We start from the raw sequence: 18,320 nt of genomic DNA, 5'->3' as shown, positions 1-18,320 counted from the left end.
AATTAGGCTACCTCACACCGATAAAATATGGTGTGGTGGCAGCCTAATAAGGTGTTTTTATTAGTGTCTCATATAGCTAGGTCAGTCTACACCACTCTGCTTTTTTACGTATACTAGAGAATGGAGGGGATGAAATGAACGTACGAAGTGGTGGATATTTGTTGATTGAACGTACAGAGCGAGCAGAATATATGGACGCACAACGTATTCCGGGGTTGGTGCAATCAGCGAGTGAATGCATTTGTGAGCAACATCCGACACTCGATGTGCTTTGGGGGACGTCAAAAGATCGTAAGAATACGTATCGGGAACAACTGCGGCTTAGCGAAGAAGCGTTTTTTAAGCTCACGGAATGGGTGGAGATTCATCAAGCGAGTGGGGAACTCGGGTATCCGCAAACGTTTCAGACGGTTGAACTCGCAAAGAAATTTCGAGATCTTTTCTTCTCTCACATCGAACTCGACATCATTGAACTTGGGTTGCCTGAGTTTTATGTTGCTGACTTTTTAGCAGAAGGGGACGAAGGCGAGAGTCTTGAGCGTTACGGGGTCGAACGTTTTTTGCGACACGGATGCGACGTGCCATTAGGACGATTGCTTGGGTACGAAGTGGTCGGTTATGAGAACGGCATGTTTCATTCGTATCTATGTAATGGGCTAGAACGAGATTTTGCCGAACAGTTCTCGTTCCAATTGAATAGACATGGATTCATAGCGACGCTTGAAGAAGCGGAACGTTATTGTACATACAGCAATCAAGAAGACGTCGAGACAGAATCTGTCCTTTGGCTACCGTGGGCGATTTTTGAGGTGGATGTCTGACTAGAAGCTTTCAAAATTGTCCCGATCTTGTGGTTATGCCAAGATAAGAAAAAAGGGGGATGCTTCATGAACCAAGTCATTGAAACACTATTGAACCACCGCTCCGTTCGCTCGTTCACGGACGAGACGTTGACCGACGAACAAATCCGGCTCATCGTCGAGAGCGCCCAGCGCGCCTCGACGTCGAGCTTTATCCAAGCCTATTCCATCATCGGGGTGACCGACCCGGAGAAGAAAGCAAGGCTAGCCGAAATCGCTGGTAACCAGCAGTACGTCATCGACAACGGTCATTTCTTCGTCTTCTGCGCTGATTTATATCGACATGAGTTAATCGGTGAACTGCGGGGGGCCGAAGTGAATGCGACACTCGAGACGGATGAGAAGTTACTTGTTGCGGTCATTGATGCCGCGCTCGCTTCGCAAAATGCTGTCGTTGCCGCCGAATCGATGGGCCTCGGCATTTGCTATATCGGCGGGATTCGCAATGATATGTTCGCTGTGAAGGAACTGCTCGGTCTGCCGGAGCGGGTATTGCCTCTCTTCGGACTTGCCGTCGGTGTACCAGAGCACGTCGAAGGTCAAAAACCGCGCCTCCCACTCGAACATATTTATCATGAGAACACATACGTCGCCGACGCCGAGCAACTGAAACAAGAACTCGATGCGTATGATGCGACGATTCACGATTACTATGCGGCACGCGGGTCGAACCAACGAAGCGACACGTGGACCGGACAAATGGGACGGATGTTATCGAGACCGACCCGGCTCGACGTGAAAGATTTCTTGAAGACGCAAGGCTATTTGAAGCAATGAAAAAAACCGCCAAATTTTATTTTGGCGGTTTTCAGTTTGTCTGCGCTTTGAGCCAGGCGTGGTCGATGGCGCCGAATTGCTTGGCGACGATGACTCCATTTTTATCGAGGACGTATGTCGTCGGCATCGCCTGAATCCGATACGCATCTCCGACGATTCCTTCCTCGTCGTAGACGACTTCGAATGCGTCTTCATACGGGGCGACAAATGATTCGGCATCAGCGACATCCCGTTCACTCGTCGTCGTATTGACGGCGACGATGGTCACATCGTCTTGTTCACGGGCAAACTTGGCCATGTCGGGCATCTCGGCCCGACACGGTGGGCACCACGACGCCCAGAAGTTGACGACAACCCGTTCGCCGCGCAACTCATTCAAGTTGAACGTCGTCCCATCCGTCCGCTTCAGTTCGAAGTTCGGCGGTACTTGACCGATGTTCAAACCGGTCTGAGACGAACCGGCCTCGAGCCGTGGTGTCTCGTCTGGTAGGCTGGCGTTGATGATGGCGAGCACGACGATGAGACCGAGTCCGTATTGAATGGCCGTCTTGGACGGTGGTGCCACGTAGGCAGCGACGGTGATTAGAAGGAAGAACGGAATGATCCACCACAACTCGAACGTACTGGTGACGATTGATTCGAGCAACCAAATCGAAAATGCACCGACCCCCGTCCAGAGCAGTGCTCCGAGCGTCGGTGTCCGCATCCAGCGCAACGTCGCGATGAGCAGTAAGACGATGAGGGATGCCATATAGAGATGGAGCGGTTGCGGCGATGAAAGCAGTGGGAGCGTCCCATATTTCGGGACGACGAGCGTCATCGCCAACCAAAGGAACAAGGCCGAGAACAACCAATAGCCACGTAAGCTAGGTGTGAGCCGGTAGACGAAAAAAGCAATCAAACCGGCGGCGATCAGGAGTGACCACGTGCCGCCGGTCGCATAAAGGGATAAGGCCAAACTACCCGTCGACGCGAGACCGAGGACGATTGCACTTCCTTTCCACGCGAGGAAACCGGCGAACCATGTGCCGAGGACGGCGTCGCGGTCTTTTTCCGATAAGCCGATTTTTTTAAAGCCAATGTAGAGCATGAGCAAGATGGCCATCATAGCCAGTAAATCGAGTCGAACGTTCAATGGACCAATCGCAATCACACAATCCCTCCTAGAGAAAAAGCGCCCAGACGAGTGGGCGCTTTCATTGTTTGTAGTATAGCATTAGCCGATTTGCGCTGCATTGAGGACCGTCTTCATCGCACCGTAACCACCGAGGATGTTTTGGATATCCTTGTAGCCGAGTGATTGAAGCACGCTCGCAGCCATCCGTGAACGGACGCCTGACGCACAGTGGACAGCAATCGTTTGGTCTGTCGGGAGACCTTCGTGGTCGCGTGCCAATTTACCGAGGAGGATACGTTCGGCTTTCTCGTAGTGGCTCGCGTTCCATTCCGTCGCATTCCGGACGTCGAGGACGAAGACGTCACCTTTTTCAGCTGATTCGATCGCTTGTTCCGCTGTCACGTCCGTGTACGTTTCCGTCAACAGCTCTTGACCGAGCTCTTCGACTGGGACGATGAAGCGGAGTCGGTCGAGGCCGATCGATTGAAGGTCCGTCTGCACTTGTTCGACGTCTTCCGCGCTCGCGATGAGTGTGATGTCTTTGTCGAAGTTGACGAGCCAGCCGGCCCATGAGACGAATTTCGTGTTGTATGGGGTGTTGATGGTGCCAGGGACGTGTCCTTTGGCGAATTCTTCCCCTTTACGTGTATCGACGACTTGTGTCTCGTCGACGAGCGTGTCGAGGCGGTCCGTACCGACGACTTCTGGACGAGCAATCATGTTCGTCACTTGAATGCCTTCTTTGTTTACTTTCTTCATCATTGCGAAGTAGTTCGGCGGTTCGGGTTGATCCGTCGTCAACTCTTTGATGAACGCATCTTGATCAGTCATTTGAAGTGCCCAGTTCGTCGCTTTCTCGTAACCGACGGTCGATGTCGGGATGGCGCCGAGCGCTTTCCCACAGGCACTGCCGGCACCGTGACCCGGCCAGACTTGAACGAAGTCAGGAAGCGCTTTGAACTTCTTGAGCGAGTTGAACATTTGCTCGGCACCGATAGCTGTCGTTCCTTTTACACCGGCTGCTTCTTCGAGCAGGTCAGGACGACCGATATCGCCGACGAAGACGAAGTCGCCTGTGAAGATACCCATCGGTTGTGTCTGGTTCCGGTCGTAAAGCAAGAACGAGATATGTTCTGGCGTGTGACCTGGTGTATGCATGACTTCGAGTGTGACGTTACCGACTTTGAACGTGTCACCATCTTTGACGAGTTTTGAATCGATGTCTTTCGCGAACGCATATTTCCATGACGCGTCACCTTCGTCTGAGAGGTAAGCTGTTGAACCGGTGCGTTTCGCAAGCTCGAGTGAACCTGATACGAAGTCGGCGTGGATGTGCGTCTCAGCCGTCGCCACGATCTTCATGCCTTCTTTTGCAGCTTCTTGAAGATACGGTGTGATGTTACGGGCCGGGTCGATGACGACGGCTTCGCCGGTCATTTGGCAACCGACTATATAAGATGCTTGTGCTAATTTTTGATCATAGAAATAACGTAATAACATGTGACATACCCCCTAAGAATAGTTGATTGTGAACGATTGTGATTTTTTTTGACTGTATATATAGAAGAGTATTAGACCGTTTCGCCTGTCCAGCTCATCATGCCGCCATCGACGTTGACGACATCGAAGCCGAGTGAATCGAGGTAAGCCGAAGCGTTCATGCTTCGTCCGCCTGCCGCACAGATGACGTGAATCGGTTTCGAACGATCGAGCTCATCGACTTTCGCACCGAATTCAGAGAGTGGGACGTTTTTCGCTTGCTTGATGTGGCCACCTGCAAATTCGTCTGTCTCCCGAACATCAATCAAGTTAAGCGTCTCATTAGATTGAAGCAACGTTTCTAGTTCAGTAGTCGAAATGGTTTTCATGAGTGATAAATCTCCTTTTTTGGTTTATGAATTTTTGAAGCGAGTTTCTTTCGTTGTTTTTAATATACCCCCCGAGGTATACTGAATGCAAGAAAAAGAATCGGAGGTCGAAAATTGAAGGAAATCATGATGATTGTGTCGATTTTAGTGCTGGCGACGGTCGGAATCGTTCTTTTTACGTCAGGTGAGAGTGAAATTACAAAAATTGGCGTCGAAACACTACAAAACAGATTGGAAAACGAAGAAATAACCTTGTTAGACGTCCGAGAAGTGGATGAATACGAGGGGGGGCATATCGAAGGAGCGGGGAACGCACCACTTTCATCATTAAATGCCACCGAACTGCCTCATCCGAAAGGTGAACCGATTTATGTCATCTGTCGGAGCGGGAACCGGAGTGCCCAAGCGGCACAGCTGTTGCAAGAGCGTGGCTATACGGAGATTTATGACGTCTCGGGTGGCATGATCGCTTGGGAACAACAATAAAACTTACTTATATAGAGGGTAGGGAATTGGAGGAGTTAATATGGAATTTGGATTTATTATCACCATCTTTTTGATCGGCTTTATCGGGTCGTTCATTTCGGGGATGGTCGGGATTGGCGGATCGATTATTAAATATCCGATGCTGTTGTACATTCCACCGCTTCTCGGCTTCGCAGCGTTCAGCGCCCATGAAGTATCGGGGATCAGCGCGATTCAAGTCTTCTTCGCGACAATCGGTGGGATTTACGCATACCGGAAAGGCGGCTACTTGAATAAGCAGCTCATCCTGTATATGGGTGTCGCCGTCTTGATCGGGAGTTTCATCGGCGGCTACGGCTCGACGCTCTTGTCTGAGAACTTGATTAACGTCGTCTACGCCGTGCTCGCGACGATTGCGACAATCATGATGTTCTTACCGAAAAAGAACGTCGAGGACGTCCCACTCGACCAAGTCACATTCAATAAAGTGATTGCAGCGAGTTCGGCGTTCGTCGTCGGGGTGGCCGCAGGAATCGTCGGGGCAGCAGGTGCGTTCATCTTGATGCCGATTATGCTCGTCGTGCTCCGGATTCCGACGAAGATGGCAATCGCGAGTTCGCTCGCTATCACGTTCATCTCGTCAATTGGCTCGACAGCAGGGAAAATTATCACCGATCAAATTGTGTGGGAACCTGCCGTCATCATGATTATCGCCAGTTTGATCGCCGCACCGCTCGGCGCGAACGTCGGTAAAAACATGAAGACAAAATCACTGCAGATGATTTTAGCGCTACTCATTTTAGCGAGTACAGTAAAAATTTGGATGGATATCATCAGGTGAGCGAATCACTCGTAATCGGCTACCGAGGCGACTCGGTAGTCTTTTTTTCGTAAACATTGCAATCGGATTGTTAAGTTTGTGTATAGTTGTAAACGTCAATTAGTTGAATTGAGTTCAAGGGAACGTTAAAATATAGCTTATACGTCTAAAAAGAAAATGAATCTTTAACTTGAATTCCATATAAGGAGTGTTTACATGAATCACACGAATCAATCGAAAGGAAGGATGGACCGCTTCCGTCAGACGGCGCTCGACTCGTTCAAGACACACCGTCTGTTTTGGATGTTCACCATCCTGTTATGGACGAAGTCGCTGATCGCGTATCAGTTCTTCTTCAATATACCGGCCGAGAACGCGGTCCAGGCATTCATCCTATTCATCAACCCGCTCAGTTTCACGTTGTTCCTGTTCGCGTTCAGCTTCTTCTTCGGGGGGAATAAGCGGAAGTGGGCACTGTACAGTCTATACCTCGTCTCCTCGCTTATCTTGTTCGCGGATACGACGTACTATCGTGAGTTCACAGACTTCTTGACCGTACCGGTCTTGTTCCAGTCGTCGAACATGGAGACGCTCTCGTCTTCGTTCCTCTCGCTTCTCGAATGGAAAGACTTGCTCCTATTAGGAGACCTCGTCGTGCTTCCATTCCTACTATGGAAGATGAACGAGACGAGCCAGGCATCGCAACGCCGCGTCTTAATCACGTTCGGTGCGGCCGCGGCCTTGTTCGGGTTTAACCTCGTCCTCGCCGAAACGGAGCGTCCAGAACTGTTGACGCGCTCGTTCGACCGAGAGCTGTTGGTTAAAAACTTAGGAACGTTCAACTTCCACGTCTACGACGCCATGCTCCAAACGAAGACATCGGCCCAGAAGGCGCTCGCAGACGGTTCTGAACTGGATGAAGTCGAGAACTTCACTCGTCAGAACTATGCGGCTCCGGACCCGGAGATGTTCGGGAAGTATAAAGGCAAGAACGTGGTCGTCGTCTCGTTCGAGTCGGCCCAAAACTTCACGCACAACATGAAAGCGTCGAACGGCGAGTACATCACGCCGAACTTGAACAAACTGATCGAAGAGTCCCACTATTGGCCGAACTATTACCATACGACTGGCCAAGGGAAGACGTCAGATGCCGAGTTCGCACTCGATAACTCGCTTTACGGTCTGTCACGTGGAGGAGTCTACTTCACGAACGCCGACAACGAATATAACGCGTTACCAGAAGTCATAAAAGATGACAACTATTACTCGGCCGTGTTCCACGCCAACAACAAATCGTTCTGGAACCGCGACCAGATGTATCAAAACATCGGCGTCGACAAGTTCTTTGACGAAGCCAGCTATGACCTCGGAAACCCCGAGGATATGACGGAGTGGGGTCTGCTCGATGATGAGTTCTTCCGCCAATCGGTACCGATGCTCGAAGAGCTTCCGGAACCGTTCTACGCGAAGTTCATCACGCTTACGAACCATTTCCCGTACACGATGCCGAGTGAAAAGCACGAGCTCGTTCCAAAATTTGAGACGAACTCGACGACGCTCAACAACTTCCCGCAAGCGCTCGCTTACCAAGATTACGCCCTCGGCTTGTTCATCGACGAGTTGAAGGCGAACGGCATGTGGGACGACACGATTTTCGTCGTCTACGGTGACCATTATGGCATCTCGACGAACCATAATGCCGCTATGGCTGATTTGCTCGGGAAAGACGAGTTGACGCCATACGACGTCGCCAAGCTCCAAGCGGTCCCGTTCGCAATCCACTTACCGGGCCAAGACAAGGGTGAAGTGCATGAGACAATCGGAAGTCACGTCGACATGAACCCGACGATTCAGCACTTGCTCGGAATCGATACATCTGAACAGGTCGGATTCGGGAATGACTTGTTCTCGAAAGAGCATTATGACCGCGCCATCTTCCGTGATGGAACGGTCGTGACGCAAGACCATCTGTTCACGCAGTCGATGTGTTATGACGCCAAGACTGGCGAAGTCGCTGAAGATGGTGCAGCATGTACGCCACTTGAAGAAGAAGCGAATAAAATCCTTGAGATGAACGACCAGCTCATCTATTCGGATTTACTCCGCTTCAAGCAAGACTAATAACGAGGAGAGAAAAGGTTGGAGACAATCTTTTCTCTTTTTTGTGGTCGTTGCGTGCTAGGAAGACTAAGATGAAAGCAGAATAGCTTTCCAAAGGAGAATTTATGACATTAGATTATACGGGAGAACGGGTCATCCCAGATCGCATGGACCCGCTGAACGGATTGTTACTCGAACATATCGCGCGTTACCATTTCGCATTGTTATACATGAACGGACGCGTCCTCGATTTTGCGAGTGGGAGTGGATATGGCAGTCAATTGATTGCGAAGAACTTGAAAGGGACCGTGACCGAGGTCGTCGCCGTCGACTTGTCGGAAGAGGCGACGCGCTATGCGAAAGGGCGTTATCACCACCCGAACGTCGACTATATCGTAGGCGATGTCGTCGACCGGACGTTACCGGACAAACTCGGGATGTTCGATTGCATCGTCAGCTTTGAGACGATTGAACACGTGACTGACTATAAGACATTCATGGCGAACGTGTGGGACTTTTTGAAACCAGGCGGAATCTTGGTGTTGTCGACACCGTTCGGTCAAGGCGTCGGGCAACCGACGAATGAGCCCTTCCATGCCCATCAGTTCACTGAGGCCGAGTTTGAGGAATTATTTACGTCATTCACATCGACCGAGTTCTATTACCAACGAGGCGTGCTCGTCGAACCGAAGCGGGGGACGCGCCATTATCCAATCGGGATCACCGTCGCGGTCAAATAAAAAATCCCGATGAACGAGGTCATCGGGTAATGAAATAGTATAACAGGCCGAGCGCCAAAAATGAGACCGGGAACAAGACGATATACGTCCACGACACCATTGACCAGCTTTTCTTTTGATTGTAGTCTGATTTGTCTTTCCCGAGTCCGACCATGATCGTAAAAATGAGGGCAATCAAGCAAACGAGTAACGATAATCCAATTGTGAGATACATATTGTCACATCCTTCATAGTTTCTTCATACTTCTAGCATAGCTGAAAACAAAACGAAAAAACCTCTGAAATGTTGGGATTCTGTGTCCAACAATCAGAGGCTTTTATCACACGTCTTGCTGATTAATATACGTCTCAGCATCGTCAATCGGAATGCCGAGCGCCTCATGGATGACGATTAAGGCGCTATCATTTCGTTTGTCCGTCTCGGCAGCAACGCAGTCGAGCGGGACGTGGAGTTCATACTCGCGCATGTACCCGTCGTTCGCTGAGAACAAGATACAGATGTCCGAGGCGACACCGGTCAGGACGAGCGATGTGACCTCAAGTTGACGCAACAAGATATCGAGCTGCGTCCCGTAAAACGTCGAGTGCCTTGGTTTGATGATGAAATACTCTTTGTCTTCCGGTGCAATCCGTTTTGCGATGGCGCTGCCTTTCGACGACTCGACGTGACGGATGATATCCTCGGTGCTGTCTTTCCACTGACCGAAGTTGTCGTTGCAATAGATGACCGGCCAATCGTTCGCCTTAAAATGCCGCTTCAGTTTTAATATCGGGTCGACAATCGGCTCCGTGTTTCGAAGTAGGTCCTCCCCGCCGACAAAGTCGAAATCATTGAACATGTCGATGATGAGTAACGCCGTCTTTGACATCGTGGTCCCTCCATTCCAAGTGAGTCTCACATTATGAAGTACCACTCTGCCGACGGCGTTAATCGTCATTCAGCGAACGTTTTGCTCCGGAATACGAATGCAGTGATGATATAGAACGCGACGATATGAATCAACACATAGAACGCCGAGAACCAAATCGTTACGTCCATTGTTTCCATGAAGCCAGGGCTCTGGTAATAAATCGACAGGTCCGTATGCAAGAAGACGATCCATTTGGCGATGTCCGGCTTCCAAGCGATGAGGAGTCCGCCAATCATCGTCGACACGAAGTTCGCGAGCACGGTGAAACCAATGACGACGCCAACGGACTTGAAGACGACCGAGAACATGAGCGTCAAGAAGATGACGAACACGCCGCTCGAGACACTAAGTAAGACGTTGCGGAACTGCTCGAACGTCAATGCTCCGTCGAGCGTCCAGGCGAAGCCATACGTGACAGCAATGATGAACACGAATTGGACGAGCATGATCAAGAGCGCGGCGACAAGTTTCGAGAGTAAAATCCGGTCGCGCGAGTACGGGCTCATGAGCAAGTGCTTCAACGTATCAAATTTCAACTCATTTCCAATCATCTCGGCTGTGAACACGATCGTGAAAATCCCGAGGAACGTCATGGCGGCCATCGTCGCATAGTTGACGAATGTTTCCGCGTCACCTGGATTGTCGCCGCTCCGGACGATGAAGTACGTCAAGATGATAATCCCGGTATACATGCCGAGCGCGATCAACGGTTTGATCGTGCGCCGCCACTTCATAAATTCATTGGCCAGTAATGAACGCATTGTTCGTGCCTCCTTCTTTCTTCGTCACTTTCAAGAACTGCTCCTCAAGTGTCTCGTGCTTCATGCCTATTTGATAGACCGCGATGTCGCGATCGACAAGATGTTTCAACAAGTGCGGGATATCCGTTTCCGGACGTGGGACGATGAACGTCTCGGCCGATTGTTGAATGATTTTCACGTCATCGAACGCGAGTGCGACGACATCGAGCGCCTCGTTCATTTGTTTGCGGTCGACCTTACAGAGGATGACACTCTCCGTCTTCGCTTCGCCGTCACCTTGAATCGATTTGATTTGTCCTTGGTCGATGATGGCGAACCGATCGGTGATCAGTTCCATCTCGCTCAATAAATGACTTGAGATGAGGATGGCGATGCCGCGATGGTCGGCTAAATGCCGTAAGTAGTTACGCAAATCGGCGATTCCGGCCGGGTCGAGCCCGTTTGTCGGTTCGTCGAGAATCAAGACTTTCGGGTTATGAAGTAGGGCACGGGCAATCCCGAGGCGCTGTTTCATCCCGAGCGAGTATTGTTTCACTTTCATATCAAGTTTCGTCTCGAGTCCGACGAGGGCGCCGAGGGCGTTCAAATCGACTTTCTTTAAGCCGGGAATCAAGTTCATCGCGTGAATCAAGTTCTCGCGGCCCGTCAAATATGGATAGAAGGCCGGGTTCTCGACGATGGCTCCGATGCGACTGAGCGCTTGTTGGCGATCTGTTGAGACGTCGAACCCGTCGACGGTGACGGTGCCATGTGTCGCCGGCATGAGTCCGGTGATGATGCGGATCGTCGTCGTCTTCCCGGCGCCATTCGGTCCGAGGAATCCGAAGATTTCTCCAGGGGTGACGTCAAAACTGACGTTTGTCAGGACGTTCGTCTGCCCCATTTTCTTGTGTACGTTTTGTACGGATAACATAAGATCACCTTGCTTTCGTTGAGAGTATTTTCCAACTGGATTACCGTACTATACGGAGCAGATTGAAATAAGGTTTCACCTTTTTTTTGAAATTGTTGAAACAAACGCCTGATTTCACAATTTGTTGATAAGGAAAACTTATTGAAATAGTATGGACGAATTGTGAATTTGAAAGGGTCTTTCCATATGGAAAGGTGTAGTATGGAGAGGAGAGAAAGAGGCAAGATTTGGCTCTTTTTGCAGGACGAATCAGAAGGATGAACTGCTTCGTGCTTAATGTTAAAATGAAAGCGTTCACACATCGGGCGCACAGGAACGGATAGGGGGATTTATTCAATGGGAGAGTCGTCAAACGGTCGCGAAGAAGTACAAGCATTTTATGGTCCAAACTTAGGCTATATCGTTGAATTGTACGAGCAGTATGTGGAAGACCCAGAATCAGTCGATGCGGAGACGCGTCAATACTTTGACGAGCACGGGGCCCCGGAAGCGAGCGCACCTGTCGCGCCGGCTGCATCGTTTGATTTAGAGAAAGTCGTGGCAGCGACACGGTTGGTCAATGATATCCGGGCACTCGGCCATAAAGCGGCCGACATCTATCCGCTCAAAGACCACCCACGCGAGCACGGCTTATTTGCGTTTGACCGCTACGGGTTGAGTGAAGCGGACCTCGAGCAAGTACCGGCTCACTTGTTGTCGGAAGACGTGCCGAAGCCGGGTGCGAACGCGCTCGAGCTCGTTCGTCACTTGCTTGACGTCTATACAGGCCCGGTCGCCATCGAGCTCCGTCACTTGGATGACATGGAAGAGAAGCGTTGGATTCGCCGCCGCATCGAGCAGGGCGCATTGAAAGCGAAATACTCGAAGAACGAGAAAATCGAGTTGTTCCAACGTCTAGCGGAAACAGAGTTGTTCGAGTCGTTCCTCCATAAGACATACGTCGGACAAAAACGCTTCTCAATCGAAGGGCTCGACGCGATGGTGCCGCTCCTTGACGCCATGGTCGGTGGCCTCATCTCGAGCGGGTCAGAACATATCAACATCGGGATGGCCCACCGTGGACGCTTGAACGTGCTCGCGCACGTGCTCGGCAAACCGTATGAGATGATTTTCGCTGAGTTCCAGCACGCCCCGAATAAAGAATTGATTCCGTCGGAAGGATCGATTGGCATCAACTTCGGTTGGTCCGGCGACGTGAAATATCACCTCGGTCTCGACCGCAGAGTGTTAGAAGAGAAGAAAGAAGTCCGCTTGAACCTCGCAAACAACCCGAGTCACCTCGAGTTCGTCGGTTCGGTCGTCGAAGGGTATACGCGCGCCGCGCAAGACGACCGCTCTGAGAAAGGGATGGCCGTCCAACATGACGACAAAGCGGCATCAATCTTGATTCACGGGGATGCTGCGTTCCCAGGTCAAGGCATCGTCGCCGAGACGCTCAACATGACGAACTTGAATGGTTATCGTACAGCTGGGACGGTCCACGTCATCGCCAACAACACGATCGGCTTCACGACCGACCCGAGCGACTCGCGCTCGACACGTTATGCGAGTGATATCGCCAAAGGCTATGAGATTCCGGTGTTCCACGTCAATGCGGACGATCCGGAAGCGTGTGTCGCTGTCGCTAAACTGTGCAGCGAGTATCGCGCCAAATTCCATAAAGACATTCTCGTCGATTTGGTTGGCTACCGCCGCTACGGTCATAACGAGATGGATGAGCCGATGAACACGAACCCAGTGCTCTATAAGGCCATCAAAGAACACAAATCGGTCCGTCATGTCTATGCCGACATGCTCGAAGCGGAAGGCGTCATGTCGAAAGAAGACAAAGCGACGATCGAGCAATCGATTGAAGACCGTCTCAAATCGGCCCGTGACCTCGTCCCGGCCGAAGAAGAAGATGCCGACATCATCTTGCCGGAAGCGGTCCACAAAGGCTTCCCGTTCGTTGAGACAGGTGTCGAACGTGACGTGCTCCAGCAATTGAATGACGAATTGCTCGTCTGGCCGGAAGGCTTCGGCGTGTTCCATAAGCTGCAAAAAGTGCTCGACCGTCGCCGTGACGCGTTCGCGGACAACGGGAAAGTCGACTGGGGCCATGCCGAGACGCTCGCTTACGCCTCAATCATCTCGGACGGCACACCAATCCGTTTGAGCGGACAAGATTCGGAGCGCGGTACGTTCGCGCAACGTAACATCATGTTGAACGATGTCGAGACAGGTAAGAAGTTCTCGCCGCTCCATCACTTGTCGACGGCGAACGCCTCGTTCTCGGTCCACAACAGCCCGCTCTCAGAAGGCTCGGTGCTCGGTTTCGAATACGGCTATAACGTCTTCGCCCAAGACACGCTCGTGCTTTGGGAAGCCCAGTACGGCGACTTCGCCAACTCGGCCCAGGTCATGTTCGACCAGTTCATCTCGGCCGGCCGCGCCAAATGGGGACAGAAGTCAGGTCTCGTCATGCTGTTGCCGCACGGTTATGAAGGCCAAGGGCCAGAGCACTCGAGCGCCCGCATGGAGCGTTACTTGACGCTCGCTGGAGAAAAAAACTGGACGGTCGCGAATTTGTCGACGGCCGCGCAGTACTTCCACATCTTGCGTCGTCAGGCGAAGATGCTCGGCACGGAACAAATCCGTCCGATGATCATCATGACACCGAAGAGCCTGCTCCGTCATCCGCTTGCAGCCTCACCGGTCGATGAACTGTCAGACAATAACTTCCGTCCGATCATCGAACAAGTCGGTCTCGGTGAGAATCCGGAGCAAGTCGAACGTCTCGTCTTCTGTTCAGGGAAGATGGCAATCGATTTGCAAGAAGCGACGATGAAGTCAGAGGAGTCACTCGACTTCCTGCACATCATCCGCGTCGAAGAAATCTATCCGTTCCCGGTCCGTGAGATCCGTGAATTGATCAGCCGCTATCCGAACGCGAAAGAGATCGTCTGGGTCCAAGAAGAGCCGAAGAACATGGGGGCATGGACGTACATCGAGCCTCGTCTCGAAGCTGTCACATCGAACCGTCTGAACGTCCGCTACGTCGGCCGTCGCCGCCGTTCGAGCCCGGCTGAAGGGAATCCGACAGCCCATAAACAAGAGCAAGCACGAATCATCCGTGACGCCATTTCACGTGACGCCGTCTCGGCTGCTGCCGGCACGAGCACATACCAAAAAGATCGTAAATAAGTTAAGGGGGAACTCATTGTGATCGAAATCAAAGTACCTGAATTAGCAGAGTCCATTACGGAAGGAACGGTCGCGTCTTGGCTCAAACAGCCAGGCGACCACGTCGAAAAAGGGGAAGCCATCGTCGAACTCGAGACGGACAAAGTCAACATCGAGGTGCCGGCCGATGAGTCGGGCACGCTCGACGAGCAATTGGCGGCCGAAGGGGACACGGTCCAAGTTGGACAAGTGATCGCTCGCCTCAGCTCAGGATCGGGTGGCGGCACGGCCGTCGCGACGAAGACAAAGACAGAAGCACCTGCTGAGACGGCTCCAGCACCAGCCGAGACGAAAGTCGAAGCGGTCGGAGAAGCGAAGAAAGTCGAGCGCCGTGAAGAGCACGTCGCGAGCCCAGGCAAAGGACCAATCGCGACACCGGCGGCCCGTAAATTGGCCCGTGAGAAAGGCATCGATTTGTCAGCCGTCCAAACGAACGACCCGATTGGTCGCATCAACGTCCATGACGTGACGAGCCACGAGTCGAAACCGGCACCGACGCCAGCGCCACAAGCACCGAAAGCTCCAGCAGCGGCACCGCAAACGGCGGCGAGCGGCAAAGACGAAGAGCGCATCAAAATGACGCGCCGTCGTCAAACGATTGCCAACCGTCTCGTCGAAGTTCAACAGACGGCAGCGATGCTGACGACGTTCAACGAAATCGATATGTCGGCTGTCATGGCGCTCCGCAAACGTCGCCAAGAGAAGTTCATCAAAGACAATGACGTCAAACTCGGTTTCATGTCGTTCTTCACGAAGGCGGCCGTTGCGGCACTCAAACGGATGCCGTACTTGAACGCTGAGATTCAAGGCAACGAGATCGTCTTGAAAAAATACTATGACATCGGTATCGCCGTGTCGGCTCCGGACGGCCTCGTCGTCCCGGTCGTCCGCGAAGCGGATCGCAAGAACTTCGGTGAAATCGAGAAAGACATCTTGCACCTCGCCGATAAAGCACGCAATAACAAGCTCGGGTTGAGCGACCTCACAGGTGGAACGTTCACGATCACGAACGGTGGCGTCTTCGGCTCACTCTTGTCGACACCGATCTTGAACGGCCCACAAGTCGCGATTCTCGGGATGCACTCGATTCAACTCCGCCCAATCGCTATCGACGCGGAAACGATGGAGAACCGCCCGATGATGTACGTGGCGCTCTCGTATGACCACCGCATCGTCGATGGTCGTGAGGCCGTGACATTCCTCAAGCACATTAAAGACATGATTGAAGATCCAGAACAATTGTTGTTCGAAGCGTAATACAAGAAGGTCCATGCCGAGCGGCATGGACCTTTGCTTATGCGATGAGCGTCTCATCGAGCGTGATTTGTTGCTTTCCGTTCGCCTTTGAGCGATAGAGCGCCTGGTCCGCCCGTTCGATGGCGGCGTGTGGCACCGTCTCCGTCTGCCAGAGCGAGGCGCCGATACTTGCCCCGACGCTTGTCGTCCCGCCTTCAATGGTAATCGGTTCGGACAGGGAAGTGATGAGGTCTTGTCCGATTTGAGTGATCAATCGTTCACTCTTTCCATTCCGTTCGAACAAGAGGAAGAACTCGTCACCGCTCAACCGGATCGGATAGGCACCATCGAGCGTCACGCGTTTCAACCGTTCGGCAATCTCAATCAAGACATCGTCGCCCGTGGCGTGTCCATACGTGTCGTTGACGGCTTTAAAACCGTCGAGGTCGATATAGAAACAGACGTACTCGTTCTTCGTCGCTTGGGCTTCGTTCAAATAGTGTCGAAGCGCCGTCCGATTCGCGAGTCCGGTCAAGACGTCACGGTTGGCGAGTGACTCGTAATGGACACGTTCTGTCTCAGATTCGGTGAGAGACGAGACAAGTGACTCGAGGGCGAATGCGAGCGACTCAATCTCATGAATCCCAGACTGGTGCGGGAACGTCTTGGCCTTCCCTTGCTTCATCAGAGCAGCCGTTTCGGTGATCCGTTGTAACGGTCGCGTCACAATCGAGGCGAGGAACCATCCGAGCGTAGACGTCACGAGCGAGGCGATGAGACCGATCCATAATATTTTGTTCTCTAGTTCGATGACCGGGGCGAACGCGACTTCGGTCGGTTGGCGAACGACGACACTCCAACCGAGTCCGGCGTAATCCTCATAACCTTCACCGATGGCGACACCAGTCAAATAAGAAGTTCCGTCCTGCCACGTGTCGACGTGCCAGCCTTCTTTCAATGACGTCGGGAGCGGTTTGCCGACGAGGTGGTCGGGACCGAGCAACACCGTGTTGTCACGTCCGCTGACGACGAACAAGTCGGTATACTCGGACTGATGGTGGAGCGTCCGGTTGAAGTGGCGGAGCACTTCATTGCCCCATTCCCAACTGAGGTGGGTCGCGAGCACGCCTTGGAAGGTCCCGTCACGGACGAGCGGGACGCTGATGTCGACGAACTGGAGGACTTCGCCACTCGGGTTCGGCAACAGCTCGGCGAGCAAAACGGCTTCATGCACATCGCCGATGAACGGCTCAGTCTGTGCCTCGAGGAAAACAGGGCGCTCTTTGATGCTGGCGCCTTCTAAGATTCCGTTCGTCGAAGCGACGACGTTCCCCGACGCGTCGGTCACGCCCATCCACGAGAAAGCGGGGATGTTCGTCTGGACCTGGTCGAGCAGGGCCCGGCTCGAGGCAGGGTCGTTCAAGGCGTCAAGCCCTTGAAGTAATTGCACTTCTTGATAGCGTGACCACATGTAAAAGTCGAGCTTGTCGACGAGCTGATGCGACGTCATCGACAACCGTTCCCCAATCTCCGCTTCGAGCGAGGCGGCGGAACGTTGACTCGTCATATACGTCAGCGTGATGGTGAGTAAAAAAACGAGTGTGGCGATGCTGAGCGCCAAAATGAGACCGAGACGCATCGAAAATGATTTCATGAACAAATTCCTCCTACAATCACAACATCCACTTTGTTCATCGTCATTTTTTTCATGACATGAAGCAAAGTTGAGAAAAAACAAGGTCGATTTCGTGGAAACAGATAGCGCTTTCGTTATAATGAAAGACGAATCGATACAAATAGAGGTGAAACGATTGAAACAGAACAAACTATTGGTCATCGCGACACTGCTCGCGGTCGCCCTCGTGGCCGTCGTGGTCGTCTTGATGAATCAACCGACCGAACAAGCCGAGACGGCGGCACCGGCGACGACAGAACACGTGTCGACGGAAGGTCAGCCGACGCTCGGTGATGCGGACGCACCCGTCTCGGTCGTGGAATTCGGGGATTACAAATGCCCGTCTTGTAAACAGTGGGGCGAAACGGTCTATCCGAAGTTGAAAGAAGACTATATCGATACAGGGAAAATCAGTTTCAGCTACATCAACGTCCTGTTCCACGGACAAGAGTCGATTTTGGCATCGCTCGCGTCTGAGTCGGTGTATAAACAAGACCCGGACGCGTTCTGGGAGTTCCATAAGGCGCTTTACGACGCGCAACCGGCGAGTCAACAGCACGACGAGGCATGGGTCACGGTCGAGCGGTTGACAGAGATTGCGAGCGAGACGACATCGGTCGATGTGGCGAAGCTCGAGGACGATTTGAGTGAGAACTCGACGGTGCTCGAACAGGTGAGTCTCGATGACGGGCTCGTCAAAGAGCACGGTGTCCAGTTCACACCGTCAATCATGATTAACGGCGTCATGCTCGAGGACCCGTTCGATTACGAGACGATTGAGCGATTGATTGAGCAAGGCACGCCATGAAGCATTCATTCTTGACCCGTTATGGTCTGTATCTCGCTTGGCTCGTC

General features: G+C 52.2%; 17 protein-coding genes. 9 read left to right on the top strand and 8 right to left on the bottom strand.

Annotated elements, in window-relative coordinates; translation table 11 throughout:
- Window positions 1-134: 134 nt before the first annotated feature.
- Both KNP81_RS15030 and nfsA read left to right on the top strand, forming a co-directional pair.
- On the top strand, window positions 135-821 hold the full coding sequence (locus tag KNP81_RS15030) for a hypothetical protein (RefSeq protein WP_214720503.1): 687 nt from the start codon (window positions 135-137) through the stop codon (window positions 819-821).
- Between the two features lie 66 nt (window positions 822-887).
- Window positions 888-1,637, top strand: coding sequence for an oxygen-insensitive NADPH nitroreductase (gene nfsA, locus KNP81_RS15025; RefSeq protein ID WP_214720502.1), 750 nt, complete (start codon window positions 888-890; stop codon window positions 1,635-1,637).
- A gap of 31 nt (window positions 1,638-1,668) precedes the next feature.
- Here nfsA and KNP81_RS15020 read toward each other — a convergent pair whose 3' ends face one another.
- The 3 genes from KNP81_RS15020 to KNP81_RS15010 all read right to left on the bottom strand — a co-directional run bounded on the left by KNP81_RS15020 (window position 1,669) and on the right by KNP81_RS15010 (window position 4,622).
- Window positions 1,669-2,790 (bottom strand): TlpA family protein disulfide reductase, encoded by a 1,122-nt coding sequence (locus tag KNP81_RS15020; RefSeq protein ID WP_214720501.1) that lies wholly within the window; start codon window positions 2,788-2,790, stop codon window positions 1,669-1,671.
- Window positions 2,791-2,853: 63 nt separating this feature from the next.
- Window positions 2,854-4,254 carry an MBL fold metallo-hydrolase gene (locus tag KNP81_RS15015; protein WP_214720500.1) on the bottom strand — a complete coding sequence of 467 codons (1,401 nt, stop codon included), beginning with the start codon at window positions 4,252-4,254 and terminating at the stop codon, window positions 2,854-2,856.
- A gap of 71 nt (window positions 4,255-4,325) precedes the next feature.
- Window positions 4,326-4,622 (bottom strand): rhodanese-like domain-containing protein, encoded by a 297-nt coding sequence (locus KNP81_RS15010; protein ID WP_214720499.1) that lies wholly within the window; start codon window positions 4,620-4,622, stop codon window positions 4,326-4,328.
- Between the two features lie 114 nt (window positions 4,623-4,736).
- On the opposite strand from KNP81_RS15010, the gene KNP81_RS15005 reads away from it, so the two are divergent.
- The 4 genes from KNP81_RS15005 (at window position 4,737) to KNP81_RS14990 (ending at window position 8,747) form a co-directional block, all read left to right on the top strand.
- Window positions 4,737-5,108 (top strand): rhodanese-like domain-containing protein, encoded by a 372-nt coding sequence (locus tag KNP81_RS15005; protein WP_251130383.1) that lies wholly within the window; start codon window positions 4,737-4,739, stop codon window positions 5,106-5,108.
- 40 nt (window positions 5,109-5,148) lie between these two features.
- On the top strand, window positions 5,149-5,928 hold the full coding sequence (locus KNP81_RS15000; protein WP_214720498.1) for a sulfite exporter TauE/SafE family protein: 780 nt from the start codon (window positions 5,149-5,151) through the stop codon (window positions 5,926-5,928).
- A gap of 195 nt (window positions 5,929-6,123) precedes the next feature.
- A complete protein-coding gene (locus KNP81_RS14995; RefSeq protein WP_214720497.1) occupies window positions 6,124-8,028 on the top strand; it encodes an LTA synthase family protein in 1,905 nt (634 codons plus the stop codon).
- Between the two features lie 104 nt (window positions 8,029-8,132).
- Window positions 8,133-8,747, top strand: a complete 615-nt coding sequence (locus KNP81_RS14990; RefSeq protein ID WP_214720496.1) for a class I SAM-dependent methyltransferase — start codon at window positions 8,133-8,135, stop codon at window positions 8,745-8,747.
- 19 nt (window positions 8,748-8,766) lie between these two features.
- Here the strand turns inward: KNP81_RS14990 and KNP81_RS14985 are convergent, their stop codons facing one another.
- From KNP81_RS14985 to KNP81_RS14970, 4 genes are all read right to left on the bottom strand, one after another.
- Window positions 8,767-8,961: a hypothetical protein gene (locus KNP81_RS14985; protein WP_214720495.1), complete on the bottom strand. Its 195-nt coding sequence runs from the start codon at window positions 8,959-8,961 to the stop codon at window positions 8,767-8,769.
- Between the two features lie 106 nt (window positions 8,962-9,067).
- A complete protein-coding gene (locus KNP81_RS14980) occupies window positions 9,068-9,616 on the bottom strand; it encodes a cysteine hydrolase family protein (RefSeq protein ID WP_214720494.1) in 549 nt (182 codons plus the stop codon).
- Between the two features lie 65 nt (window positions 9,617-9,681).
- Window positions 9,682-10,419: an ABC transporter permease gene (locus KNP81_RS14975; protein ID WP_214720493.1), complete on the bottom strand. Its 738-nt coding sequence runs from the start codon at window positions 10,417-10,419 to the stop codon at window positions 9,682-9,684.
- Complete coding sequence (locus KNP81_RS14970) at window positions 10,397-11,332, bottom strand: ABC transporter ATP-binding protein (protein ID WP_214720492.1); 936 nt, start codon at window positions 11,330-11,332, stop codon at window positions 10,397-10,399. The genes KNP81_RS14975 and KNP81_RS14970 overlap by 23 nt, the downstream gene beginning before the upstream one ends.
- Before the next feature lie 336 nt (window positions 11,333-11,668).
- On the opposite strand from KNP81_RS14970, the gene KNP81_RS14965 reads away from it, so the two are divergent.
- Together KNP81_RS14965 and odhB are read left to right on the top strand one after the other, a co-directional pair.
- Window positions 11,669-14,515, top strand: coding sequence for a 2-oxoglutarate dehydrogenase E1 component (locus KNP81_RS14965; RefSeq protein WP_214720491.1), 2,847 nt, complete (start codon window positions 11,669-11,671; stop codon window positions 14,513-14,515).
- Between the two features lie 18 nt (window positions 14,516-14,533).
- A complete protein-coding gene (gene odhB / locus KNP81_RS14960) occupies window positions 14,534-15,811 on the top strand; it encodes a 2-oxoglutarate dehydrogenase complex dihydrolipoyllysine-residue succinyltransferase (RefSeq protein WP_214720490.1) in 1,278 nt (425 codons plus the stop codon).
- Window positions 15,812-15,848: 37 nt separating this feature from the next.
- On the opposite strand, the gene KNP81_RS14955 is transcribed toward odhB, so the two are convergent.
- Complete coding sequence (locus KNP81_RS14955) at window positions 15,849-17,444, bottom strand: diguanylate cyclase domain-containing protein (RefSeq protein ID WP_214720489.1); 1,596 nt, start codon at window positions 17,442-17,444, stop codon at window positions 15,849-15,851.
- Window positions 17,445-17,601: 157 nt separating this feature from the next.
- On the opposite strand from KNP81_RS14955, the gene KNP81_RS14950 reads away from it, so the two are divergent.
- Window positions 17,602-18,273 (top strand): DsbA family protein, encoded by a 672-nt coding sequence (locus tag KNP81_RS14950; protein WP_021066759.1) that lies wholly within the window; start codon window positions 17,602-17,604, stop codon window positions 18,271-18,273.
- Window positions 18,274-18,320 lie beyond the last annotated feature (47 nt).

This window comes from Exiguobacterium sp. s149 (genome assembly GCF_018618395.1).
Classification (GTDB): domain Bacteria; phylum Bacillota; class Bacilli; order Exiguobacteriales; family Exiguobacteriaceae; genus Exiguobacterium; species Exiguobacterium chiriqhucha.
The sequence above is the reverse complement of the archived record's forward strand: the minus strand, read 5'-3'. Positions and strand labels throughout refer to the sequence as shown.